Source organism: Streptomyces sp. NPDC052023, from assembly GCF_044548465.1.
Lineage (GTDB): Bacteria > Actinomycetota > Actinomycetes > Streptomycetales > Streptomycetaceae > Streptomyces.
In genome coordinates this window covers 90,573-114,317 of record NZ_JBIUBW010000008.1, presented here as the reverse complement: position 1 = coordinate 114,317, position 23,745 = coordinate 90,573, and the positions used below count along the sequence as shown (strand labels likewise).

The 23,745-nt window shown below is 72.4% G+C and carries 21 protein-coding genes and 2 tRNA genes; 10 read left to right on the top strand and 13 right to left on the bottom strand.

Features of this window, described 5'->3' with window-relative positions; genetic code table 11:
- Positions 1–235 precede the first annotated feature (235 nt).
- Together ACIHCM_RS18580 and ACIHCM_RS18575 are read right to left on the bottom strand one after the other, a co-directional pair.
- On the bottom strand, positions 236–949 hold the full coding sequence (locus ACIHCM_RS18580; protein WP_399896740.1) for a FadR/GntR family transcriptional regulator: 714 nt from the start codon (positions 947–949) through the stop codon (positions 236–238).
- Positions 950–1,040: 91 nt separating this feature from the next.
- A tRNA-Lys gene (locus tag ACIHCM_RS18575) sits at positions 1,041–1,114 on the bottom strand.
- A gap of 187 nt (positions 1,115–1,301) precedes the next feature.
- Here ACIHCM_RS18575 and ACIHCM_RS18570 point away from each other — a divergent pair.
- The 3 genes from ACIHCM_RS18570 to ACIHCM_RS18560 all read left to right on the top strand — a co-directional run bounded on the left by ACIHCM_RS18570 (position 1,302) and on the right by ACIHCM_RS18560 (position 4,301).
- Positions 1,302–2,423: a peptidoglycan-binding protein gene (locus ACIHCM_RS18570; protein ID WP_399896737.1), complete on the top strand. Its 1,122-nt coding sequence runs from the start codon at positions 1,302–1,304 to the stop codon at positions 2,421–2,423.
- A 48-nt stretch (positions 2,424–2,471) separates the two neighbouring features.
- A complete protein-coding gene (locus ACIHCM_RS18565) occupies positions 2,472–3,599 on the top strand; it encodes an SPFH domain-containing protein (protein ID WP_399896733.1) in 1,128 nt (375 codons plus the stop codon).
- A gap of 96 nt (positions 3,600–3,695) precedes the next feature.
- Positions 3,696–4,301, top strand: a complete 606-nt coding sequence (locus ACIHCM_RS18560) for a lytic polysaccharide monooxygenase (protein ID WP_399896730.1) — start codon at positions 3,696–3,698, stop codon at positions 4,299–4,301.
- A gap of 55 nt (positions 4,302–4,356) precedes the next feature.
- Here the strand turns inward: ACIHCM_RS18560 and ACIHCM_RS18555 are convergent.
- From ACIHCM_RS18555 to ehuB, 6 genes are all read right to left on the bottom strand, one after another.
- Positions 4,357–4,430 (bottom strand) — tRNA-Lys (locus tag ACIHCM_RS18555).
- Positions 4,431–4,519: 89 nt separating this feature from the next.
- On the bottom strand, positions 4,520–5,278 hold the full coding sequence (locus ACIHCM_RS18550; RefSeq protein WP_399896727.1) for an IclR family transcriptional regulator: 759 nt from the start codon (positions 5,276–5,278) through the stop codon (positions 4,520–4,522).
- Between the two features lie 205 nt (positions 5,279–5,483).
- Positions 5,484–6,269 carry an ectoine/hydroxyectoine ABC transporter ATP-binding protein EhuA gene (gene ehuA / locus ACIHCM_RS18545; RefSeq protein WP_399896724.1) on the bottom strand — a complete coding sequence of 262 codons (786 nt, stop codon included), beginning with the start codon at positions 6,267–6,269 and terminating at the stop codon, positions 5,484–5,486.
- Positions 6,259–6,909, bottom strand: coding sequence for an ectoine/hydroxyectoine ABC transporter permease subunit EhuD (ehuD, locus tag ACIHCM_RS18540; protein WP_399896721.1), 651 nt, complete (start codon positions 6,907–6,909; stop codon positions 6,259–6,261). The genes ehuA and ehuD overlap by 11 nt, the downstream gene beginning before the upstream one ends.
- Positions 6,906–7,553 (bottom strand): ectoine/hydroxyectoine ABC transporter permease subunit EhuC, encoded by a 648-nt coding sequence (ehuC, locus tag ACIHCM_RS18535; RefSeq protein ID WP_399896718.1) that lies wholly within the window; start codon positions 7,551–7,553, stop codon positions 6,906–6,908. The genes ehuD and ehuC overlap by 4 nt, the downstream gene beginning before the upstream one ends.
- Positions 7,550–8,491: an ectoine/hydroxyectoine ABC transporter substrate-binding protein EhuB gene (gene ehuB / locus ACIHCM_RS18530; protein WP_399896715.1), complete on the bottom strand. Its 942-nt coding sequence runs from the start codon at positions 8,489–8,491 to the stop codon at positions 7,550–7,552. The genes ehuC and ehuB overlap by 4 nt, the downstream gene beginning before the upstream one ends.
- Positions 8,492–8,610: 119 nt before the next feature.
- Between ehuB and ACIHCM_RS18525 the strand changes: the two genes are divergently transcribed.
- The gene (locus tag ACIHCM_RS18525) at positions 8,611–9,105 is read left to right on the top strand and encodes a DUF3830 family protein (protein WP_399896712.1); all 495 of its coding nucleotides are present in this window, start codon (positions 8,611–8,613) and stop codon (positions 9,103–9,105) included.
- Here the strand turns inward: ACIHCM_RS18525 and ACIHCM_RS18520 are convergent.
- Complete coding sequence (locus ACIHCM_RS18520; RefSeq protein ID WP_399896709.1) at positions 9,086–10,489, bottom strand: amidase; 1,404 nt, start codon at positions 10,487–10,489, stop codon at positions 9,086–9,088. The two genes, ACIHCM_RS18525 and ACIHCM_RS18520, sit on opposite strands and share 20 nt — an antisense overlap.
- A 17-nt stretch (positions 10,490–10,506) precedes the next feature.
- On the bottom strand, positions 10,507–11,454 hold the full coding sequence (locus tag ACIHCM_RS18515; RefSeq protein WP_399896706.1) for a D-2-hydroxyacid dehydrogenase: 948 nt from the start codon (positions 11,452–11,454) through the stop codon (positions 10,507–10,509).
- Between the two features lie 207 nt (positions 11,455–11,661).
- Here ACIHCM_RS18515 and ACIHCM_RS18510 point away from each other — a divergent pair, with 207 nt between their 5' ends.
- From ACIHCM_RS18510 to ACIHCM_RS18495, 4 genes are all read left to right on the top strand, one after another.
- On the top strand, positions 11,662–12,477 hold the full coding sequence (locus ACIHCM_RS18510) for an aspartate/glutamate racemase family protein (RefSeq protein WP_399896703.1): 816 nt from the start codon (positions 11,662–11,664) through the stop codon (positions 12,475–12,477).
- Positions 12,474–13,205, top strand: coding sequence for an aspartate/glutamate racemase family protein (locus ACIHCM_RS18505; RefSeq protein ID WP_399896699.1), 732 nt, complete (start codon positions 12,474–12,476; stop codon positions 13,203–13,205). Before ACIHCM_RS18510 ends, ACIHCM_RS18505 begins: the two co-directional genes overlap by 4 nt.
- 112 nt (positions 13,206–13,317) lie before the next feature.
- Positions 13,318–14,133 (top strand): hypothetical protein, encoded by an 816-nt coding sequence (locus ACIHCM_RS18500; RefSeq protein WP_399896696.1) that lies wholly within the window; start codon positions 13,318–13,320, stop codon positions 14,131–14,133.
- A 289-nt stretch (positions 14,134–14,422) separates the two neighbouring features.
- Positions 14,423–16,759 (top strand): ATP-binding protein, encoded by a 2,337-nt coding sequence (locus ACIHCM_RS18495; protein ID WP_399896693.1) that lies wholly within the window; start codon positions 14,423–14,425, stop codon positions 16,757–16,759.
- Here ACIHCM_RS18495 and ACIHCM_RS18490 read toward each other — a convergent pair.
- Together ACIHCM_RS18490 and ACIHCM_RS18485 are read right to left on the bottom strand one after the other, a co-directional pair.
- On the bottom strand, positions 16,716–17,147 hold the full coding sequence (locus ACIHCM_RS18490) for a response regulator (protein ID WP_399896690.1): 432 nt from the start codon (positions 17,145–17,147) through the stop codon (positions 16,716–16,718). The two genes, ACIHCM_RS18495 and ACIHCM_RS18490, sit on opposite strands and share 44 nt — an antisense overlap.
- A complete protein-coding gene (locus tag ACIHCM_RS18485; RefSeq protein ID WP_399896687.1) occupies positions 17,144–18,625 on the bottom strand; it encodes a PP2C family protein-serine/threonine phosphatase in 1,482 nt (493 codons plus the stop codon). The genes ACIHCM_RS18490 and ACIHCM_RS18485 overlap by 4 nt, the downstream gene beginning before the upstream one ends.
- A gap of 521 nt (positions 18,626–19,146) precedes the next feature.
- Between ACIHCM_RS18485 and ACIHCM_RS18480 the strand changes: the two genes are divergently transcribed.
- Complete coding sequence (locus tag ACIHCM_RS18480; RefSeq protein ID WP_399896683.1) at positions 19,147–20,244, top strand: LLM class flavin-dependent oxidoreductase; 1,098 nt, start codon at positions 19,147–19,149, stop codon at positions 20,242–20,244.
- Here the strand turns inward: ACIHCM_RS18480 and ACIHCM_RS18475 are convergent.
- Positions 20,223–22,058: a putative bifunctional diguanylate cyclase/phosphodiesterase gene (locus ACIHCM_RS18475; protein WP_399896680.1), complete on the bottom strand. Its 1,836-nt coding sequence runs from the start codon at positions 22,056–22,058 to the stop codon at positions 20,223–20,225. The two genes, ACIHCM_RS18480 and ACIHCM_RS18475, sit on opposite strands and share 22 nt — an antisense overlap.
- 338 nt (positions 22,059–22,396) lie before the next feature.
- On the opposite strand from ACIHCM_RS18475, the gene ACIHCM_RS18470 reads away from it, so the two are divergent.
- Entirely contained in the window at positions 22,397–23,740 is a 1,344-nt protein-coding gene (locus ACIHCM_RS18470) for a M6 family metalloprotease domain-containing protein (protein ID WP_399896677.1), read from the top strand.
- Positions 23,741–23,745: the final 5 nt, after the last annotated feature.

Here is a 23,745-nt window from a genome sequence, read left to right as displayed (position 1 = left end):
TCGGCACCGCGTGTCTGTCGGTCCCTTCACCTGCCCGGGTCCCCCCTGGGCCCGCACAGGCGCGCGTCCGGTCGCGTGGCTGCCCCCTCGGCATCGCCTCATGAACGGGGCCCCCTCCCCGCATCACCGGCAACCGGTTCCTATCCCCCCAATTGGCGCGTATCCGCAGCCGCTTGAGACCAGGGTTCTACGCCGTTCCGCATGATCGCAAGACGGGATACACGGTATTTACCCGTTATACGGGCTCATTCGGACGCAAGTTGGCGTCGGTCGGGGCGCTTGAGTGCAGTCGCGTACGAATGTGGTGGAAGTGGTCTCTGATCGCCTGCTCGGCGCGTCGTGAATCTCCGGAGCGGACCGCGTCCAGGATCTCCCGGTGCTGCCGGCTGGTGATCCGCGGATCGCGCGGCACCTCGACGAGGTCCCTGCTCACCCGGTGGAAGGCGTCCCAGAACGCCTCCAGCACCTCACTCAGGAGCACGTTGTCCAGCCCCCGGTAGAGGGTGGCGTGAAAGGCCCGGTCGGTCTCGGCGAGGCCGGCCCCCCGCGCGGCCCGCTGGTCCATGCCGTCCACGAGCGCTTCCAGCGCGACGAGGTCGGATTCCGGGAGCCGTCCCGCGAGCCGGGACACCAGTCCCGTCTCCATCGCCTCCCGCAGTTCGAGGAGCTGGAGCAGGCTGTCCTCGCCCCGGTGGTGCCCGGCGACCGTGCGGAAGGCGAGACCCTCGACCATCGGGGCGAAGGACATCCGGCCGACATAGGTGCCGAAGCCGTGCCGTATCTCGACGATCCCCATCGCCTGGAGCGCCTTCAGCGCCTCCCGGACCGAGTTCCGGCCGGCCCCGAGGAACGCCATCAGCTCGGGCTCGGTCGGCAGCGGCGCCCCGGAGGCAAGCCGGCGGTCGACGATGAGCTTCTTGATCCTCTCCTGGAGGTCACGCGCTGCCATGGCCAGAGGGTAACCGGCCATAACCGGGGAGGACCCTGCCTCCGCCCATGAAGAAGGCCCCTCACCGATGTGAGGGGCCTCGCTTGTCGAGTGCGCCGCCAGGGACTCGAACCCCGGACCCGCTGATTAAGAGTCAGCTGCTCTAACCAACTGAGCTAGCGGCGCCTGCTGACATCGTTAACTCTACATGACCTTCGCGAGTGCTCCCGACCACCACGGGGCGGCCCGCCGGGCCCGGGGCGGGGGGCCGTACATCATTCGGACCGTCAACATGCGCGCCCGGAACACAGTTGTGAAACTGATCAACGTGCATAGGCCCGGAAATTCTCGTCTGGAGTGTGAGGGGAATCGCATGGAGACCCCGGTATTCGAGGAAATCGATCCCGCGAGCGACTGCGACTGCCCCGGATGTGCCCACTGGCGCCGCCTGCTCCCGCGTTCCGCCCCCCACCGCCGCTTTGCCCACCCCGCCGCCCGTCGCGCCCTCGCCCTCGCCGCCATGACCTCCGCCGCTCTCGGCGCCGGGCAGGTCGCGCCCGCCGTCGCCGCCGTCCACGCTCCCCTGCGGCCGGGCGTTCCCGCAGGTGACGAGCCCGGGACCCCCCAGGGCGGGACGGCCCCGCTGCACGGCCCGGCCGGGACGCCGGTCAAGCCGTCGGACGCGGGGAAGACGCCCGAGATCACCCGGGAGGAGATCATCAGGCGCGCCCAGAAATGGGTCGACGCGAAGGTGCCGTACAGCATGACCTCCTACTGGTCGGACGGTTACCGGCAGGACTGCTCGGGCTTCGTCTCGATGGCCTGGAGCCTGCCGCAGAACGAGTGGACAGGCTCTCTCCACACCTTCGGCACCCGCATCGCCAAGGCGGAACTCCAGCCCGGCGACATGCTGCTGTTCCACAACCCGGACAACCCGCAGAACGGCTCCCACGTCGTGCTCTTCGGCGGCTGGACCGACCACACCCGGACGTCCTACATCGCCTACGAGTCGACCAGCCCGCACGCCCGCCGGGCGGTGACCCCGTACGCCTACTGGAGCAACTCCGCCCGCTACGTCCCGTATCGCTACAAGGGCGTGGTGGAGACCCCGCCCGCGACCCCACCGGAGACCCCGCCCGTGACCCCTCCCGAGACGCCACCCCAGACCCCGGCAGTACCCCCGGCCGACGCGCAGCAGGGTGACAAGCGGGCCCCGGCGCCCCACGCCGGGCCCGGGCAGCCCGCCTCGCACGGCGTGCCGGGCTACCCCGGGCGAGCCATGTTCCGGCCCGGCGCGAACAACCCGTACATCACCCAGCTCGGCAGGCAGCTGGTGAAGAAGGGGTTCGGCAGGCACTACCCGAACGGGCCGGGCCCGCGCTGGGGCGAGGCCGACCGGCGAGGCGTCGAGGCCTTCCAGCGCACCCAGGGCTGGCGGGGCGGCGCCGCCGACGGCTTCCCGGGGCCGGAGACCTGGCGCCGGCTCTTCTCCTGAGCCGCTGATCCCCTACGTACGCATCTGGCGCGGAGGCTGGAGACACGCATGACCACGACCACTCCCCAGACCCCCGACCCCGGGGGAGCGGAGCAGACCCCGCCCGCTCCGGCCCGCCCCAACCGGGTGATCCACACCGAGGCGACCACCGAGATCCCCGTCCACCTGCTCTTCCGCGACGACCCGGACCCGGTGTCGGTGCAGCTGCGGCCGGCCGTGGTGAGCCGCCGGCAGGGCACGGGCGAGCAGCCGCGGCTGCGCCGCCCGGGTGCGGCCCGGGCCCGCCCGGTGCCGCATGTCGACCCCGATCTGGTGGAGCGGCCCGCGCGGGTGATGCCCGCGACGGTGGGGGTGCTCGCCGGTGCCGCCGGGGCGGCCGGGTGCGCGGTCACCTCGTGGTGGGCGGGCACGATGCCGCCGGCGGTGGCGGCGGCGCTGGGGCTGCCCGCCGCCGGGGCCGCTCCCGGTCCGGCACTGTGGGCGGCGTACGCGGGGGCCGGGGCGCTGGGCCTGTTCGGGTTCGGCGGCCTGGCGCGGGGGCGGACCGGGCGGGCCTGGGTGCTGGGCATGTTCGGGCGCTACCGCGGCACCGTGCGGCGTACCGGGCTGATGTGGGTCAACCCGCTGCTGCTGCGCCGCAGGGTCGACGTACGGCTGCGGCACTGGCGCAGCGAGCCGATGCCGGCGGCCGACGGGAGCGGGGTCGCGCTGCGGGTGGTGGTGCTGGTGGTGTGGCGGGTGCGGGACACCGCGCGTGCGGTGCTCGCGGTCGAGGACCACGAGACGTATCTGCGGGTGTGCGTGGAGGCGGCGCTGGCACGCGTGCCGGTGGAGATGCCGGGGGCGGCCAAGCCCGCGGTGGACGCGGCGGGCGACGCGCTGACCCGGCTGGTGGCGGCGGACGCGACGCCGGTGGGACTCGAGGTGTTCTCGGTGCAGCCGGTACGGGTGGAGTACGCCCCGGAGGTGGCCGACGCGATGCACCGCCGCCGGATCGCCGCGCTGGACGCCCAGCACCGGGCGAGCGTGCTGACGTCGGTGGTGGACTCGGTGGAGGACACGGTGACCCGGCTGACCATGCGAGGGCTGGTGGCGCTGGACGACCACGAACGCAAGGTGCTGGTCAAGGACTTGACGGTGGCCTTCTGCGCGGGCCGGGGAGAAACAGGCCATTGATTGGTATGGACATGTTCAACACGCGGCAATAAACTCTGCCTTGGTCTAGACCTGCAAGCTCAGTGAACTTCCCCCACGTTCTCCAGGAGCGGCAGTATGCGCAAAAAGACCAAGTTGTCCGCCGCGATGGTGGGTCTGGCGACCACCGGTGCCCTGGTGCTCTCCTCCGGCGGAGCCAGCGGCCACGGCTACACCGACCTGCCCATCAGCCGGCAGAAGCTGTGCCAGAACGGCACGGTGACCAACTGCGGCAACATCCAGTGGGAGCCGCAGAGCGTCGAGGGCCCGAAGGGCTTCCCCTCCTCCGGGCCGGCCGACGGACGGATCTGCTCCGGCAACAACACCCCGTTCGCCCAGCTCGACAGCCCGCGCACCCCGTCGGGCGGCGCGTGGCCGGCGACCAAGGTCAACGGTGGCCAGAGCTACACGTTCCGCTGGCAGTTCACCGCCATGCACGCCACGACCGACTTCAAGTACTACGTCACCAAGCCGGGCTGGAACCAGAACCACAACCTGGCCAGGTCCGACCTCAACCTGACCCCGTTCCTCACGGTCCCCTACAACGGTCAGCGTCCGCCGCAGACCCTCTCGCACAGTGGCACCCTGCCGTCCGGGCTCAGCGGCCGGCACGTCATCGTCGCGGTGTGGACGATCGCCGACACCGCCAACGCGTTCTACGCCTGCTCGGACGTCACGTTCTGAGCACACCCCCGGAACGCGAAGGAGCCCCCCGCTCGCGCGAGGGGCTCCTCTGCTGTGCGCCGCCAGGGACTCGAACCCCGGACCCGCTGATTAAGAGTCAGCTGCTCTAACCAACTGAGCTAGCGGCGCGTGACTCCCGCCGTCCGCGTTCCGCGGCCGACGACGTAGAAAATACTACCCGGTCCTCGGGGGTGCTCCTGACCACCGCCCAGGCGGCCCTAGATCGCCAGGGAGAGCAGCACCGGGGTCGCGTTGCGGTTCAGGGTGTCCGCCGCCTGGCGCAGGCGGTGGGCGTGCTCGACCGGCAGTGACAGTGCCAGGCAGCCCACCGAGGAGCCGGCGGTGATCGGGACGGCCGCGCAGACCGTGCCGATCGCGTACTCCTGGAGGTCGAGCACCGGCACCGTGGGCGGCTGGGCGTCCAGCCGGGAGAGCAGCACCTTGTCGCTGGTGATCGTGCGCGAGGTCAGGCGGGCCATCTTGTGACGGGCGAGATGGTCGCGGCGGCCGTTGTGGTCCAGCTGGCCGAGCAGGCTCTTGCCGACCGCCGTGGCGTGCGCCGAGTAGCGGAAGTCGACCCACTCGTTGACCGCCGGGGTGGCCGGGCCCGCCGCGTACTGGGTGACCTGGACCTCGCCGTCGACGTAGCGGCTGATGTAGACGGCCGCGCCGACGGAGTCCCGCAGCCGGTCGAGGGTGCGCTGGAGCTGCTCGCGCACGGCCGCGTCGTGCTGGTGCGCGGAGCCGAGGCGGGCGAACGCGGCACCGGTGACGTAGGCCCCGTCGGCGTCCTGGTCGACGTACCCCTCGCGGCGCAGCATCCGCAGCAGGCCGGTCAGCCGGTCCGTGCGCAGGCCGGTCCGGCGGGCGATCCCGGTGACGGTGACACCGGCGGAGTGCCGTGCCACCGTCTCCAGGACGCGCAGCGCGTCCTGCGCCGAGTGGTACGGCGCGGTCGGCTCGTGCTTCAGCGCCACGGTGTCCCCCTGCGCTCGCTCGCTTCCGTCCTGGGCCTGCTCTCGCTCTCCACGATAACCGGCAAGAGGCCGGTAGTGAGCGGCAGTTGACGAGATCACGCCCCTGCCAGCAGGGGCGTAACCGGATGGCATATGCCGCCGGGATGCCCCGCCGCCCGGACCTCGGGTGACGGTACTGGCGCGTAGTGTGACGGAGCGGAAAAAATCACAGCACCGCGCTCAGGAATTCCCGCGTCCGCTCGTGCTCGGCGTCGCCGAAGATCTTCTCCGGCGGGCCCGACTCGATCACCCGCCCCGAGTCGAACATCAGGACCTGGTCGGAGATGTCCCGGGCGAAGTTCATCTCGTGGGTCACGCACAGCATGGTGATGTCCGTGCTGCGCGCGATGTCGCGCAGCACGTCCAGCACGCCCGCGACCAGTTCCGGGTCCAGCGCGGAGGTCACCTCGTCGAGGAGCAGCACCTGCGGGCGCATCGCCAGCGCCCGCGCGATGGCCACCCGCTGCTGCTGCCCGCCGGACAGCTGGGACGGCTTCGCGTCGCACTTGTCGGCGAGGCCCACCAGTTCCAGCAGCTCCCGGGCGCGCGCCTCCGCCTCGTCCTTCGACAGGCCGAGCACGGTGACCGGCGCCTCGGTGACGTTGCGCAGCACGGACATGTTCGGGAACAGGTTGAACTGCTGGAAGACCATCCCGATCTTCTTGCGGATCTCCCGGACCTGCTTCTCGGGCGCGGGGAAGAGCCGGTCCCCGTCGACGGTGATCGTGCCCTCGTCGGGCTTGATCAGGGTCATCAGCATGCGCAGGATCGTGGTCTTGCCCGATCCCGACGGCCCGATCAGGGTGACGTGCCGGCCCGCGTCGACCGAGAAGTCGAGGTGGTCGAGGACGAGGTTGTCACCGAACCGCTTGGTCACCTGCTCCAGGCGCACCAGCGGGGTGGCGCCGGTGGGGTTGCCGTCGGCGGGCTGCTTGTTGGTCTCAACGGACAAGACGTCGCTCCAGGGTGCGCAGAAGTACGGAGGCCAGATACGAGACGAGGACGAAGGCCACGCCGATCACGGTGATGGGCTCGACGAACCGGAAGTGCTCCTGGGAGAACAGCCGCGCCTGCCCGAGCATCTCCAGCACGGTGATCGTCATGAGCAGCGGCGTGTCCTTCAGCATCGAGATCACGTAGTTCCCGAGCGCCGGGACCACCCGGCGGACCGCCTGCGGCAGGATCACCACCTGCCACGTCCGGACCGGAGGCAGGCTGAGCGCCGTCGCGGCCTCCCACTGCCCGGCCGGCACGGCCTCGATACCGGCCCGGTAGACCTGCATCGTGTACGTCGAGTAGTGCAGGCCGATCGCGAAGACACCGGTGGTCAGCGCGGAGAAGGTCAGGCCCCACTCGGGCAGCACGTAGAACAGGAAGAACAGCTGCACCAGCAGCGGCGTGTTCCGCACGAACTCCGTGAACGCCCCGACCGGCCAGCGCACCCAGCGGGTCGGCGTGCGCATCAGCAGCGTCCACACCAGCCCCAGCAGGAACGAGATCAGCGAACCCAGCACCAGCGCCTGCAGCGTGACGAGCAGGCCTTCCCAGAACTGCGGCATGAAGTCGCGGACGGCTCCCCAGTCCCAGTTCATCGGGCCACCCCCGCCTTGAGTCGGCGCTCAAGACCGCGCATCAGGCGGGTGAGCAGGAACGCGATCACGAAGTAGATGAGCAGTACGTAGGTGTAGATCTCCGCGCTCTCCTGCAGCGCGAGCCGCACCAGGTTGCCGCTGAACGCCAGGTCGCCCATGCCCATGACCGACACCAGGGCGGTGCCCTTGAGCAGTTCGACCAGCAGGTTGGAGAAGGGCGGGATCATCTCCGGCACGGCCTGTGGCAGCAGGATCAGCCGCATCCGCTGCCACGGCGTGAAGCTGAGCGCGATTCCGCCCTCACGCTGCGCCGGGTCGACGGAGTTCAGGGCGCCGCGCACGATCTCCGAGCCGTACGCCCCGTAGGTCAGCCCCAGGGCCAAGGTGCCCGCCCACAGCGGCACGAGCTGCCAGCCGAAGGCGAGCGGCAGCACGAAGAACACCCAGAAGATCATCACCAGCGCCGAGGTGCCGCGGAACACCTCCGTGTAGAAACCCGCGGCGAAGCGCACGATCCGCAGCCGGTGGGTGCGCGCGATCCCGACGGTGAAGGACACGGCCGCGGCCAGCAGTGCGCTGAGGACCAGCAGCTGGAGGGTGGTCCAGGTGCCCGTGAGTACCAGTTCCCAGAGTCCCGAGGTCATCCGCCGCACAGCTCCTTCGCGGTCAGCTCGGTCATCTCGGTCCGGGTGAAGCCGAACGGCCTGAGGATCCGGAAGACCTCGCCGCTCTTCTTCATCTTGTGCAGCTCCACGTTGAAGGCGTCCCGCAGTTTCGTCTCGTTCGGCCGGAACGCGAAGGCGCCGCCGGCGAGTTGCGGCTTGCCGTCGATGATCGGGGTGAAGGGCCTGGTCGCCTCCGCCTTCGCGGAGCCCCGCACGACCATGCGGGAGGTGACGGCGGTGGCTGCGAAGAAGTCGACCCGCCCGGCCTCGACGGCGTTCAGCCCGGCGACCTGGTCGGGGACGATGAGGATGTCGCCGCGCCGGTACCCGGCCTCGACGGCGTGCTCGATCTGGGCGTAGCCGGTGCCGGTGGCGATCCGCGCCTTCCGCGCGAACGCCGACCTGTAGTCGCGCAGCCCCATCGGATTGCCCTTGCGCACGACGAACGCGTCGGGCATCTGGTAGTCGGGGTCCGCGAAGATGACCTGCTCGCAGCGTTCCGGGGTGACGTACATCCCGGCCGCCACGACGTCGAACTGCTGGGAGTTCAGGCCGGGGATGAGCGAGCCGAACTCGGTCGGCACGGGCTGCACCCGGTCCACCCCGAGCCGTTTGAAGATCGCCTCGGCCAGCTCGGGTGCCTCGCCGGTCAGTTCGCCGTTCTTGTCGATGTACCCGAACGGGATCTCGCCCGCGATGCCCAGGCGTACGACACCGGCGGCCCGCATCCGGCCGAGCAGGTCACCGCCGTTCGCGTCCGAGGCGGTGGCCACGCGGCTGCAGCCGGCGGCGCCCAGCGCGCCGAACGCCGCGACCCCCGCGAGCAGCGACCGGCGGGCGGGCCCGGAGGCGGATCCCGCGGCGGGTTCGGATATGTGGTCGGTGTTTCCAGTCGGGCTTCTGTGTGGTGGAGCCATGGGCGCGCGGCTACCCGACCGCACGCGGGTTATGCCGACCTTTCCAAGCCCCGCACCGACGCGGGCCCGGCGGCAAGGCCCCCTTGACCGCGCCGCCCCCGGGCACTCCCATGGAACCCATGGCTGATCGCTACATCGAGGTCTCGCTGGACAAACGCGCCGTCACCTGCACGGCCCGGCTGCTCGACGACCGCGCGCCGGTCACCTGCGCCGCCGTCTGGGACGCCCTGCCGCTGTCCGGCGACGTCTACCACGCCAAGTACGCCCGCAACGAGATCTACGCCCTCTTCCCACCCTTCGCGGCATCCGAGCCACCTCTGGAAAATCCGACCGTAACCCCCATTCCGGGCGACCTGTGTTATTTCGCCTTCGCCGGTACGGAGTTGGGCACCAAGGCCTACGGCTACGACCGCGAGGTCCGCGCCGGTACGACCCTGGTGGACCTGGCGCTCTTCTACGAACGCAACAACCTGCTGCTCAACGCCGACGTCGGCTGGGTCCCCGGCATCGTCTGGGGCCAGATCGTCGAGGGCCTGCCCGCGATGGCCGAGGCCTGCAACGACCTGTGGCGGACCGGCGCGGCCGGGGAGACGCTCAGCTTCCGGCGGGCCTGACCCCGGCGGCGGCACCCGCCTCGTACAGGGCGTGGGCCGCCCGCAGCACCAGGTCGTCCCGGTGCCGTGCCGCCACCAGCTGCAGCCCGATCGGCAGGCCGTCCCCGTCCGTCCCGACGGGCACGGTCGCCGCGGGCTGCTGCGTCATGTTGAACGGGTAGGTGAACGGGGTCCAGCCCGTCCACCGCCGGTGCCCCGAACCCCTCGGCACCTCGGCGCCCGCCTCGAACGCCGTGATCGGCAGGGTCGGGGTGAGCAGCAGGTCGTAGGTGTCGTGGAAGCGGCCCATCCGGCGGCCCAGATCCATCCGGACGTCCACCGCGGCCAGATAGTCCAGCGCCGAGCAGCGGGCACCCTGCGCGCAGATCTCCCGCAGCCCCGGGTCCAGCAGCGCGCGCTGCTCCGGCCCGAGGCGCTGGGTGACGCGGGCCGCCCCGCTGAACCACAGCGTGTGGAAGGCGTCCACCGGGTCGGTGAGGTCGGGGTCGGTCTCCTCGACGTACGCGCCGAGTTCCGCCAGCCGCTGCACCGCCCGCCGTACCGCCGCCGCGACCGCGGGCCGCACCGCCACCTGCCCGCCCAGCGAGGGCGAGTACGCCACCCGCAGCCCGCGCACGCCGCCCGCCAGGCCGTCGGTGAAAGGTGCGGACGCCGGCGACAGCGCCGACCAGTCGCGCGAGTCCGGGCCACCGATCACGTCCATCAGCAGCGCCGCGTCCGCCGCGTCCCGGGTCATCGGCCCCACGTGCGCGAGCGTCCCGAACGCGCTCGCCGGGTACAGCGGCACGCGCCCGTACGTCGGCTTCAGCGCGAAGATGCCGCAGAACGCGGCCGGGATGCGCACACTGCCGCCGCCGTCGGTGCCGAGCGCCAGCGGTCCCGCCCCAAGCGCCACGGCCGCCGCCGCGCCACCGCTGGAGCCGCCCGCGGTGCGCGCCGGGTCGTACGGATTGCGCGTCACCCCGCTGACCGGCGAGTCCGTGACGCCCTTCCAGCCGAACTCGGGTGTCGTCGTCTTGCCGAGGAAGACCGCGCCGTGCTCGCGCAGCCGGGCGACGGAGGGGGCGTCCTCGTCCCAGCGGCCGGCCGGATCGACCGTGCGGGAGCCGCGCAGGGTCGGGGCGCCGCGCAGCAGCAGGATGTCCTTCACGGTGACCGGCACCCCGTCGAGCAGCCCGTCCGGCTCACCGCGCCGCCAGCGCTCCTCCGACTCCCGTGCCCGGCGCAGGGCGTCCTCGGCGGTCAGCCGGACGAAGGCGTTCACCTCCGGCTGGATCGCCTCGGCCCGCTCCAGCGCCGCACGGGCCACCTCCACGGGGCTGAACTCGCCCTTGCGGTAGCCGTCGAGGAGCCGTACGGCGGTCAGCTCGGTGAGCTCGGTCATCCACCCTCCCAGGAACGTCAGTGTCCGGGTACATACCCACGCTGTTTGTCCACCACGTTCGGCAGCGGCCGGCCCGCCTCCCACGCGTCGTACAACTCCACGAACTGCGCGCCGAGTTCGTCCCGCCAGCCCGCCGTGTCGCCGCTCATGTGCGGGGAGACGATCAGGTTCGGCACCTGCCACAACGGGCTGTCCGGCGGCAGGGGTTCGGCCTCGAAGACGTCCAGGGCCGCGCCCGCGATCCAGCGCTTGGCGAGCGCCTCGGCGAGCGCGTCCTCCACGACCAGCTGCCCCCGTCCGACGTTGACGAAGCGGGCGGACGGCTGCATCATCCCGAACCGGCGGGCGTCGAACATGCCCCGCGTCTGCTCCGTCAGCGGCGCCGCCGAGATCACCCAGTCGGCCCGGGACATCAGCCGGTCCAGGTCGCCGGGGCCGTGCACGCCGGTGCGCGGGGTGCGGCCGACGAGAGCGGTGGTGACGCCGAGCGCCTTGAGGGTGCGGACGATCGCCCGGCCGATCGGGCCGGAGCCGACCACCACCGCGCGGCCCCCGGTGACCTTCTGCGACTCGCGGTGCCGCCAGATCCGCTCCCGCTGGAAGTCCAGCGTGCGCGGCAGGTCCTTCGCCATCGCCAGCACGAGGGCGGCGACGTACTCGGCGATGGGCTGGTCGAAGATGCCGCGCGCGTTCGTCACCACGGTGCCGGACGCGGCGAGTTCCGGACACATCAGGTGGTCCACGCCCGCGCTCGCGGTGTGCACCCAGCGCGGCCGCGGCCCGTCGCCCGGCCAGGCCTCCCGTACGGCGTGCGAGGTGAAGTCCCACACGAGCAGCACATCCGCGTGCGGCAGCCGCTCGGCGAGCGCCGCGGCGTCCGTGTGCTCGATCCGGGCGCGGCCGGTGAGGCGGCCCAGCCGGGGGAGCGGTTCGGCGTCCAGGACGAGCAGGGTGGGGGTGGGCATGAGCAGCCGTTTCTCCAGCCGTTCGCGGGGGCGGGCCGACCGCGGGCGACGGCCGGTGACGACATGTCAACGGGGTTTAACCGCTTGTTGACCTGGGAGTGATCCGGACGGATTGACCACGCTCGCACCCGAACCTACCGTCGTCAACACGGGCGTTCCCCACGATCCGTTGCCCACTCGTCTCCGAGCGTGAGGCCGGTGCCTGCCATGGATGTCGCTTTTCTCGGCGGACCGGCTCCGCAACGCGGAATCGGTGTCGTCGCCCCCTTCGACTTCGCGCTGGACCGCGAACTGTGGCGCTGGGTGCCCGACGAGGTGTCCCTGCACGTCACCCGGACCCCCTACGTGCCGGTCGAGGTGAGCCTGGACCTCGCCCGCCTGGTCAGCGAGCACGAGACGCTGAGCGAGGCGGTGCGCACACTGAACGCCGTCGAGCCCGAGGTGATCGGCTACGCCTGCACCTCGGGCAGCTTCGTCGGCGGCATGATCGGTGAGCGCGCCATGTGCGAGGCGATGAGCCGGGCGGGCAACGTGCCGGCCATCACCACCTCGGGTGCGCTGCTGGAGGCGCTGGTCGAGCTGGACGTCCGGCGGGTGGCGCTCGTGACGCCCTACACGGTGTCGGTGACGCGGGCGTTGGAGAGCTATGTCGCGGAGGCGGGCGTCGCGGTCACCGGCTGCGCGTTCATGGGGCTGACCCGGCACATCTGGAAGGTGCCGTACCGCGAGGTCGTGGACATGGCCAGGCAGGCCGTGCACGGCGCCGCCGACGCCCTGTTCATCAGCTGCACCAACCTGCCGACCTACGACGTGATCCCGCAACTGGAGGCCGAGCTGCGCATCCCGGTGATCTCGGCCAACCAAGTGACGATGTGGGCGGCACTGCGCCGGCTGGGTACCCGTGCGGTGGGGCCGTATCAGGCGCTGATCGATCCGGCGGCGCGCACCGGCCCCGTACTGCCGGGGGACACCCCCGGCGCCGTAGTGCCGGAAGAAGAGCAGCAGCAGGAAGGCTGGACATGACAGCACTGGGATTCCTCTACCCGGGCCACTCCGCCGAGGACGACTATCCGCGCATCGAACAGCTCCTGGGCAGCGACATCCGGGTCGACCTGGTGCACACCGACATCGGTGAGGACGCCCATCGGGTGGACGCCCTGCTCGAAATGGGCGCCCCGGCCCGTCTCGCGGCCGGCGTCCAGGAGCTGCGGCACGCCGGTGCCGATGCCGTCGTGTGGGCGTGCACGAGCGGCAGCTTCGTGCACGGCTGGGAGGGCGCCCACGATCAGGTGCGCACCCTGGCCCAGGCCGCGGGCATGCCGGCGTCCTCGACGTCCTTCGCGTTCGTGCACGCCGTACGGGAGGTCGGCGCCGGGCGGGTCGCGGTCGGGGCGACCTACCCCGAGGACGTGGCCCGGCTCTTCGTGGACTTCCTCGGGGCGGCCGGCATCGAGGTGAGCGGCGTCCGCAGCTCCGGGATCATCACCGCGGCCGAGGTGGGCACCTGGGGCGAGGCCGAGGTCTTCGCGCTGGCCCGCGCCGCCGACGCGCCCGACGCGCAGGCCGTGCTGCTCCCGGACACGGCGCTGCATACGGCGGCCCACATCCCGGCTCTGGAGAAGGAGCTCGGCAAGCCGGTCCTGACCGCCAACCAGGTCACCGTCTGGGAGGCGCTGCGGCTCGCGGACCGCCGGGTGAACGCACCGGAGCTGGGCGCCCTGTTCACCAGGGAGCCGATCGTGCAGGTGTAGGGGCCCGGGACGAGGTGGTTGCCCGGTACAACCTTGTCGCGGTCAGGGCGGTCTTGATCCCGTGGACCCCGCGCCGCACCTCGGCGCGGGGCACTGAACCGGGAGAAGAACCATGCGAGCCACCGCTGTCCGCCGTACCGCACTGACCGCTTCCGCGGCAGTCCTCGCCCTCGTGGTCACAGCCTGCGGTGGAGGCGACCAGGCCGGCGCGGAGGCCGGCGGCAAGGAGGCGAAGGGCGGCGCCGGGTCCACCGGGGCGGCGGCGAAGGCGCTGACCGCCGCCGAGCTGGACAAGCTCGCGCTCGCCACGGCCGACCTCAAGGACCACCAGGTCAAGAAGCCGGGCAAGGCCGACCTCTTCGACCCCGCCACCCTCTCCGTCGAGCAGGCGCAGTGCGAGCCCGTCGCCCGGGCGCTGTCCGCCCTGCCGACGGGCGAGCCGGCGGCGAGCGCCCAGCGGCTCGTCACCCAGAACAGCAAGGCGGCCGGCGAGGGCATGCCCTCGATGGAGGAACTGGCGGAGATGACGGAGGAGGAGGCCGAGGCGGCCATGCTCGACTCGCTCGACATCACCAAGACCATGACCTCCCTCTGGTCCTACGACGCCGACGGCGCGGAGCGGAACCTCGCCGCGCTCCGGGCGGCGGGCCAGAAGTGCGCCGGGGGCTTCTCCATGACGGTCGGTGGTGAGAAGCAGCAGGTCACCAAGGTCACCGAGGAGAAGCTCGCGGTCGGCGAGGACGCCGTCGCCTGGACGGTGGGCACGAAGACGGACGGCGGCACCCCGGCGGAGACCAAGGTGGTCGTCTTCCGGCAGGGCACCACCCTCGCCGGGTTCTCGTCCTTCAACATCGCGGCGGCCGGCCGGGGCGAGGAGACCGGGCAGCCGGCCGCGGTCATCGACGCGCAGGAGGCCAAGCTCCGGTGATCCAAAACGGGAGAACCCCGGCCCGCCGAGGCGGAGCCGGGGTTCCTCGCTGGAGCGCCGGGCAGGCCTTGCACCTGCATCTCCCCACAGGAAGCGGGGCGTCTTTCCTTGGACCACCAACGCACTGCCTGCCGACGGGGACTGACCCCTGGGCAGGCATGATGATCGTACCGCAGCTCCCGGGCGCGCGCACCCCGCGCAGAACGCGGGCGGCACAGGGCTCCGTGCCTGATCCGCGGGCCGCGCCGGGCGCCGGGTAGGTTCACGCTGGGTACCCGGTGGGCGCTCGGTGGGCATCCGGACGGGAAGCGAGGGCGGCGGCGTGGCGGACCGGTGGTTGTCGGAGCGGGCCTGGGCGGCGGAGGCCGCCGTGTCGGACGGGTTCGACCTGTCGGAGTGCGTGCGCGAGCCCATCCACCTCCTGGGCGGCATCCAGTCCTACGGCTCCCTGCTCGCGGTCGACCCCGCCACCGGCCTCGTGGAGGTGGCAGCGCAGAACACCGGCGTGATGTTCGGGGTGGAGGCCGCCTCGCTGGTCGGCGGGCCGGTCACCCGCGTGCTGCCGGCCGCCCACTACGACGAGGCGGTGCGCGGGACGTCCGCGGACGACGAGGTGCCGGTCGCCTTCCCCGTGGTGGCCGGCCAGGGGTGGCCGACGGACGGGCAGGTCGACGTGTCCGCGCACCGCCGGGACGGGCTGCTTGTACTGGAGTTCGAGCCGCGCACCGGCCACGCGCCCGGCTTCTCCACCTTCTACCAGGGCATCCGGCGAGCCCTGGCCCGGCTGCGGGGCGCCGGCACCGTCGCCGACTGCTGCCGGATCGCGGCCCGCGAGATGCGTGCGCTGACCGGCTTCGACCGCGTGGTGGTCTACCGGTTCGATGAGGAGGACGGCCCCGGCGAGGTCGTGGCCGAGGACGTCACCCCGGGCTGGGAGCCCTGGCTGGGGCTCTGGTTCCCGGCGACGGACATCCCGCCACAGGCCCGGCGGCTGTACCGGGAGAACTGGATCCGGGTGATCTGCGACGTCGAGGACGCCACCGTGGGACTGCACCCGCCGGTGCGCGCGGCGACCGGAGCGCCGCTGGACCTGTCACAGGCGGCCCTGCGCACCGTGTCCGGCTTCCACCTGGAGTACCTGCGCAACATCGGGGTGCGGTCGTCGATGTCGGTGTCCGTCCTGCGGGAGGGGCGGCTGTGGGGCCTGATCGCCTGCCACGGGGCCGATCCCGTACGCCTGCCGCCCGAGGTCCGCTCTGCCTGCGAGATGTTCGGCACGGCCTTCTCCCTGCAACTCGCCCTGATCGAGGAACGGGAGCGGGCGGACGCCCTGAGCGAGTCGGGACGCCGGGCCGCGTCGGTGGCCCGGCTGCTGGAGCACGGGCTGGAGGACCGGTTCGCCGAGCATGTCCGGCCGGTGGCCGACCTGTTGCGCGCCGACGGCGTCCTGCTCAGCCGGGGCGGCCGGATCGTGGCCGGCGGCACCGGCTTCCCCGAGGACCTGGTGCGGGCCCTGGGCGGACGCGCCGCCGCGCTGACACCCGGCGCGGTGTGGGCGACCGACCGGCTGGCGGAGGTGCCGGCCGGGGAACTGGCATGGGACGGGCCCCAAGGGGAGGGACCGGCGGGCGTGCTGATGGTGGCGCTCAGCCGGTCGGGGGACTTCCTCGCCTGGTCGCGCGGGGAACGCCCGGCGCCCCGGCAGTGGGCGGCGGACCCCGCGACCCCGCTCCGGGTGGGGCCGCGCGGCGAGCGGCTGACGCCGCGCGGGTCGTCGGCGGTGTTCCGGGCGACGATGCGCGGCCGGAGCCTGCCGTGGTCCGCCCGCGACGAGGCCGCCGCACGGGAACTGTGGCGGCTGCTCACCGAGTTGGTGCTGCGCCAGGCCGACGCCGTGTCGGCGCTCAACGACGAGTTGCGCACCACGAACCTGGACCTCGACTCCTTCGCCCACGTCGCCGCCCACGACCTGAAGGAGCCGCTGCGCGGCATCTCCAACGCGGCGACGTTCGCCATCGAGGACGCCACCGGCCTGGACGACACCACCCTGCGCAGGCTGCACACCATGCGACGGCTCGCCGACCGTATGGACTCGCTGCTGAACTCCCTGCTGCACTTCGCCCGGCTGGGCCGCGCCGGACTGCGTGTCGAGGAGGTGGACCTGGGCGGCGTGCTGGACGCGGCGGTCGAGGTGGCCGGCCCGCGCCTGGAGGAGGAGCGGGTGACGCTGCGGCGCGGCCCGCTCGGACGGGTGACGGCCGACCCCGACCGGCTTCACGAGATCCTGGTGAACCTTCTGGTCAACGCCGCCAAGTACGCCCGCGACGGCGCCGACCGCTGGGTGGAGGTGTCCGCCGGTCCGGGGGAGGCGGGAGAGACCGTGATCGTCGTGCGGGACAACGGCATCGGCATCGCTCCGGAACAGCAGCAGGAGGTGTTCGAGCTGTTCCGGCGCCTGCACGGATCGACGGAACGCGGCGGTGGCACCGGCGTGGGCCTCGCCGTGGTGAAACGCATCGTCGAGCGGCACGGTGGCCGGATGTGGCTGGAAAGCACGCCCGGCCGGGGCACGGCGTTCTCCTTCACGCTGGGCGGGACTGCCGCCAGTAGTCGACCGCGCCCTTGAGCACGGTCCGGAACAGCGCGAAGTTCACCGGCTTGTAGATGTAGCTGTCGGCCCCCGCCGCGTAGCAGGCGTCGACCTCGCCAGGGGAGGTGGACGAGGTGAAGACCACGACCGTGACGTCCCGCAGCTCGGGCCGGGACCGGATCGCCGCCAGCACGGCGTGCCCGCCGGCGCCCTGCATGTTGAGGTCCAGCAGGATCAGCCCCGGCAGCTCCTCGCGCGCCAGCAGCGAGTCGACCACGCCGTCCCCGCGGCTGACGAACTCGGTGCGCAGGCCGGGGTGGGTCTGGCGCAGGGCGCGTTCGATCGCCTCGGTGTCCTCGGGGCTGTCCTCGACCACCAGGACGCTGCCCTGGTCGATGCGTCCGGCGTCGGCTTGCGGCTTCACGGCGTCCCTTCCAGCTGTACGACCAGTACGGCGGTGTCGTCGTTGCCCGTCGCGCGGAACTTCGCCGCCCGGGCGATCAGCTCGGCCGCCGGGTCGGGCCCTTCGGCACACTCGCGTACGGCTTGCGGCAGCAGGTCCTCGAACATGACGCCCTCCGCGGAGCGCGCCTCGGTCAGGCCGTCGGTGAACATCACCAACGTGTCCCCGGGGCGGAGCTGGACCCGCGTGGGCTCGGTACCGATGTCGGGCAGCACCCCCAGGAACACCCCGGCGCCCTCGATCTCCTCCACCCTCCCGTCGGCTCGCCTGACCATCGGCCGGGGGTGCCCGGCGGTGACGATCTCCGCCGCGCACTCGCCCTGCCCGGTGGGGGTGAGCAGCGCGACCAGAGCGGTGACGAACCGGCTGGCCGACTGGCCGCGCAGGGCGGCGTTGAGCCGGTCCAGCGCGCGGGCGGGCGGGGTGCTGTCCTCCAGCAGGGTGCGCAGGGTGTGCCGGGCCAGGCCGGTCATGGCGGCGGCCTCCGCACCGCGCCCGCACACGTCCCCGATGACCAGGGCCAGGCGGCCGTCCCGGTCGACGACGGCGTCGTAGAAGTCACCACCGACGTCCAGGGACGCGTCGGCGACCTCGTAGGCGGCGTGCAGTGCGGCGGCGGGCCACTGCGGCAGCGCGCTGGGCAGGAGCTGGTACTGGAGCAGCTCGACATGGCGGCGGCGCTGCTCGTAGGCGGTGGTGGTGTCGATGGCCAGGGCGGCGCGCAGGGCGAGGTCGTCCAGCAGACGCGCGCTGGCCACCTCCGAGCTGTCCCGGTGGTAGACGAAGGTCAGGGTGCCGATCGCCTTGCCCCGGGCGCGCAGCGGATTGACGGTCACGGCTCGCACCCCGCGCCCCGGCCCCTCGGTGCCCGCTCCGAACGGCCCGCCGGTCAGGCCGTTGCCGGTGAGGACGACGCTCTCCCCGTCGTCGACCGCGCGTCGTCGCAGCGCCGCCAGCCAGGGGTCGTCGCGGGCGAGGTCCTGGAGCCACGGCTGCACGGAGGCCGCGACGTGCGCGGACGCCACCGGAGCCAGGTGCCCGTCCGGCCGCCGCAGATGCAGGACACAGCCCTCGGCGACGGCGGGCACCGCGAGCCGGGCGATGCGGCCCAGGGTCTCCTCGACGTCCAGGCTGGCGTCCATCTGGAGCGATGCCTCGGCGAGGAAGGCGTCCTCGATCTGCCGGCGGTCGTGCGCGCGGTACTCCAGGATGCGGCGATGACTGGCCACGAGGATCTCGGCCACCTGGACGAGCTTGCCGGCCAGCCCGGCGTCCGGGTCCGGCCGCTCGGTGAGCCCGGCGGAGAACGACGCCCAGTCCCCGTCGCCGTTGCCCAGCCGGAACCGGGCCTCCAGCGCCCACCGGGCGCCGGCGGCCGCGAGTTCCGCGGCGTCGGGTGCGAAGTCGTCGTCGGCCGCCGACAGGTCGTGGACGTGCACGACCGGTTCGGCGCAGGTTCGGCGCAGGGCCGCGCGGCCACGGGGGAGGCGGGCCTTCGGCCGGGGCCCGCGACCACCGTGCCCGCGGGCCCGCCGGTGGTCTCGGGAACGGGCCGGCCCACGGTCGCCCTGCGCAGGTAGAGCAGCTCGCCCCCGTGCCAGCGGGTGCCGGTCACGGCGACGACGCCGGGCTCGGCCAGCACCTCGGCGTAGACGTACCGCGCCATGTCCGTGACGTCGGCGATGTCCTGAGCCACCTGCCACATGCCGTGCAGGCGTGCCGCCCAGCCGTCGTCGCCGGGCTCACGGTGCGCGCTCGTACCGGTCAAGGCCTGATCACCTGCCCATGCCTCCCACGCCGCGCCCCACCTCCTCACACGGTACTGCCACCGGCTCGGCGATCACGAGCGGGACGACGGCCCCACCCGCATGCACGCCGGTCAGGACTCCGGCCAGGAATAGCCCACCCCTGCCTCCTGTTGTTCTCGGGGCCAACGTCACCCCACCCAGGAGGCCCCACCGTGTCCGAAGGCGCCACAGAGGAGATCCGGGGCACAGCCCACGGCACCGCCCCCGTCCCCCTCTCCGTCCTGGACCTGGCCACCGTCGGCGCCGGCAGTACCGCCACCGAGGCCCTGCGCACCAGCGTGGACATCGCGCGCCTCGCGGAGCGGCGCGGCTTCCACCGCTACTGGGTCGCCGAGCACCACTCCATGCCGGGCGTCGCCTCCTCGTCCCCGGCCGTGATCCTCGCCCACCTCGCCGCGCACACCGGCCGCATACGGCTGGGCTCGGGCGGCGTGATGCTGCCGAACCACGCGCCCCTCGTCATCGCGGAACAGTTCGGCACCCTCGAAGCCATGGCCCCCGGCCGCATCGACCTGGGCCTCGGGCGGGCCCCCGGCACGGACGGCGCCACCGCGGCGGCCCTGCGCCGCACGGACCGGCTGAACGAGGGCGCCGACGACTTCCCCGAGCAGCTCGCCGAGCTGACCCGGTTCCTGGACGACGACTTCCCCGACGGCCACCCCTACCGCCGTATCCACGCGGTCCCGGGCCCCGTCCAGGCCACCTCGCCGGGCGGCGTGCAGTCCCCGCACCGCCCGCCGGTCTGGCTGCTCGGCTCCTCCGGCTTCAGCGCCCGGCTGGCCGGCCTGCTCGGCCTGCCCTTCGCGTTCGCGCACCACTTCTCCGCGCAGAACACCCTCCCCGCGCTCGACCTCTACCGGGAGTCCTTCAGGCCGTCCGCCCTGCTCGACGAGCCGTACGCCCTCATCGGTGTCGCCGCGCTCGCCACCGAGGACGACATGGAGGCCCGGCGCCAGGTCCGCGCCGCCGCGCTCAGCATGATCCGGCTGCGCACCGGACGACCGGGCCTCGTGCCCACGCCGGAAGAGGCCGAGGCGTACGAGTTCAGCCCGCTGGAGGAGGAGTTCGTCACCTCCTGGAACGCCAACGTCGTCCACGGCACCCCGGACGAGGTGCGCGCGGGTCTGGACGACCTCCACAAGCGCACCGGCGCCGACGAGTTGATGCTCACCGCCAACGCGCACACCGGCCAGGTCCGGCTGCGTTCCTACGAACTCGTCGCGGACGCCTACGGGTTGCCGACCGTCTGACCGTAAGGACAGGCCGGCAGTTCGGAGATACGGTCGGGCGGCACCGGACGGGAGTACAGCCACCCCTGCCCGGTGTCGCACCCGATCCGGCGCAGCCGGCCGGCCTGCGAGGAGGTCTCGACGCACTCGGCGGTGACGGTCAGCCCCAGCCGGTGCGCCAGCTGGATCATCGCCTCGACGATGACCTCGTCGGCCGGGCTGGCATGGGTGCCCGCGTCCTCGTACTGGAAGCCCCGGACGAAGGACCCGTCCAGCTTCAGCACCGACACCGGCAGTCTGCTGAGATAGGCGAGGTTGGAGTAGCCGGTGCCGAAGTCGTCGATGGCGATGCGGACGCCCATGTCGCTGAGCGCCTGCAGGGCCTGCAACGGCCGGCCCGCGGAGCCCATCACCGCCGACTCCGTGAGCTCCAGCTGGAGCAGCTGCGGGGCGAGGCCCGTCTCGCCGAGGATCTCGGCGACGTCCGCGACCAGGTCGGAGTCCCAGACCTGGCGTACGGCGACGTTGACGGAGACGAACAGGGGCGGCTCGTCCGGGCGTTCGAGCTCCCAGCGGCGGGCCTGACGGCAGGCGGTGGCGAGCACCCAGCGGCCCAGCGGGACGATCGCGCCGTCCTCCTCCGCCAATCCGATGAACCGATTCGGCGTCAGCATGCCGAACTGCGGGTGGTTCCAGCGGACCAGCGCCTCGACCCCGCTGAGCCGTCCGTCGGCCATGCCGACCAGCGGCTGGTACTCCAGGACGAACTCGCCCCGGTCGATGGCCGGACGGAGCGTGGAGGCGAGCGCCTGGCGGGTCATGCGGTGCGCGTTGCGCTCGGGGTCGAACAGCGTCCAGCGGGACTTGCCGTCCGCCTTCGCCCAGTACAGCGTGGTGTCGGCGGCCTGCATCAGACCGGTCGCGGTGGTGCCGGCCGCCTGCCGTTCCACGACCCCGATCGACGCCGACAACGACAGCCGCTGACCGGCCAGATCGAAGGGTTCCTGGAGGGCCGTGAGCACCGACTCGGCCAGATCGGCGAGTTGCTCGGTGCCCGTGGAGTCCTCGACCAGCAGCGCGAACTCGTCTCCGCCGAGCCGGGCCACCAGCGGCGCGCTGCCCCTGCCCCAGCCGGCCTCGTCCGCGCAGCGGCCCAGCCGCTCGGCCACGGCCGCGAGCAGCCGGTCCCCGACCCGGTGGCCGAGGGTGTCGTTGACCGCCTTGAAGCCGTCCAGGTCCAGGTAGCACAGGCCGATCCGGCCGGTGCCGCCGCGTTCGTACGACTCCATGTCGAGGGCGGCCGAGAGGCGCTCGAAGAACAGTGTGCGGTTGGGCAGCCGGGTCACCGGATCGTGCATCTGCAAATGCCGCAGCCTGCCCTGGAGTTCACGCCGTGCGCTGATGTCGGCGGCGGACAGCAGCACGCCGCCGGTGCCGTCGCGCAGCGGCTCGACGGTCACCTGCACCCAGACGCTGTGCCCGTCGGGGTGCTTCAGCCGCCGGCTGCACCGCAGTCTGGCCTCCCGCCCCCGCAGCAGCTCGCGATACGCGTGCCAGGTGCGGGCGTCGGAGGCGAGGTCGACCAGGTCGGCGGCGACCCGCCCGCCGAGTTCGCCGGGACCGGCGCCGAGCAGGTCGGTGAGGGCCGCGTTGGCGCTGACCACCACGCCTGCGCGGTCGACGACGGCCATCGCCAGCGGTGCGGCGGCGAAGGCGGACCGATAGGAGTCGGAGGCGTCGGGCCCGGTACCTCGCGACGCCTGATGATTACTGTCTGTGACGGCTGGCCCGATGAGGTCTGCCGCGGGCGCCGGCCCTTCGGACGTTCCGCTCACCGCTCGCTCCCGCAGTGCACTCGATCTGCTCGATCTCTGCTCGATCTCTGTCCGGGCAGGAAAGGGTCAGGAAAGTGTGCCGATCATAGAGGGCCGCTCCCGCCGCTCGCAGCCCACTGTCCAGTGTCGCGGAACACGCGCGGAACGACCCGCTCTCCCGACAGATCGTTTCTGCCCGTCTGAGGCCCGGTTCTCCCGCGTCCCGGCCGATTGTGACGGTCCGTGAGCGGTTCGGGGGTGTCGGCCGGTTTACGTGACCCGTTCGGGGTCAGGCACCCTCACTCGTCCGGTGCAGGCAAACAGGGCATACAACAATAAATTCACACAGTCTGGATGCGGTGTCCCGCGAACCGCATCCGGAGGTCCATGTGCCGCGCCAGCTGCCCCTGGGGGAACGCACCCGTGAGGCCTTCCAGGGGCTCGGCCGCGTCGCCGCCCGCCCCCGACTGCGCAGCACCGCGGCCGTGTTCACCACCTTGTCGGCGGTCGCGGCCACCTCCCTCATCGCCTGCCCCTCCGTCGCGGAGCCCTTCGCGGCCGGACCCTGTGCTCTCACCCGCACCCAGGCTCATCACTCCGAGGGCCTGGACACCTGGAACGCCGCCTACCCCCGGCCGGCCGGCACGCTGGACGCGGTCATGGTCTTCCTGTCCTTCCCGGACTCCCGCCCGCTGACCACCCCCGCCGAGCTGAGCGCCGACCACTTCCCGGCCACCAGCAGCTACTTCGAACGCGCCTCCTACGGCAAGTTCCGCCTCCAGCCCCACGCGGTGCCGCACTGGATCCGTATGCCGAGGCCCTCCACGGCGTACGCCATACAGCGTGACTGGGCCGCGGCGCACCGGTCCGCCTATCTGCGTGACGCGCTCGCCGTCGCCGACGGCCAGGTCGACTTCTCGCGCTACGACGTCGTGTACTTCGTCGCCGACCCGCACGCCCCCGGCGTCGACTCGGACGCCACGAAGGTCGTCAACCTGGACACCCCGTTGCGCGCCGACGGCACCGAGATCCGCCGGATCGTCACGGTGTTCGAGAACCATCCGCCGGACCGGCTCGTCCTCGCCCACGAGACCGGCCATGTGTTCGACCTGCCGGACCTCTATCACCGGCCGGACGACGGAAAGGGCGACTGGGACACCCATGTGGGTGACTGGGACCTGATGGGCAGCCAGTTCGGGCTGGCCCCGGATCTGTTCGGCTGGCACAAGTGGAAGCTGGGCTGGCTGGAGCCCCGGCAGGTGGTCTGCGTGCAGGGCGGCCGGCCCGTACGGCTGACGCTGGAGTCGCTCGGCGCGGCGCCCGGAGTGCCGGCCACCGCCCCGGCCGGTGCCCCCGCCTTCGGGCTGGGCCGCGGGACCAAGCTGGCGGTGGTGCGCACCGGGGCCGACAGTGCCCTCGCCATCGAGGCCCGTGGCTCGGTCGGCAACGACCGGGAGAGCTGCCGGCAGGGCGTCCTCGTCTACCGCGTCCACGCCGGCGCCGAGTCCGGCGGCGGCCCGGTCCAGGTGATCGACGCCCACCCGTACACGGAGGCGTGCTGGGAGGGCTCGGTCTACCCGCCTCTCGCGGACGCGCCGGTCGCGCTGGGGGAGAGCTTCACCGTGCCGGGTACGACGGTGCGGGTGGATGTGGAGGGGCGCACGGCCTCGGGAGGGTGGACGGTGAAGATCACGAACGGGTGACCTCA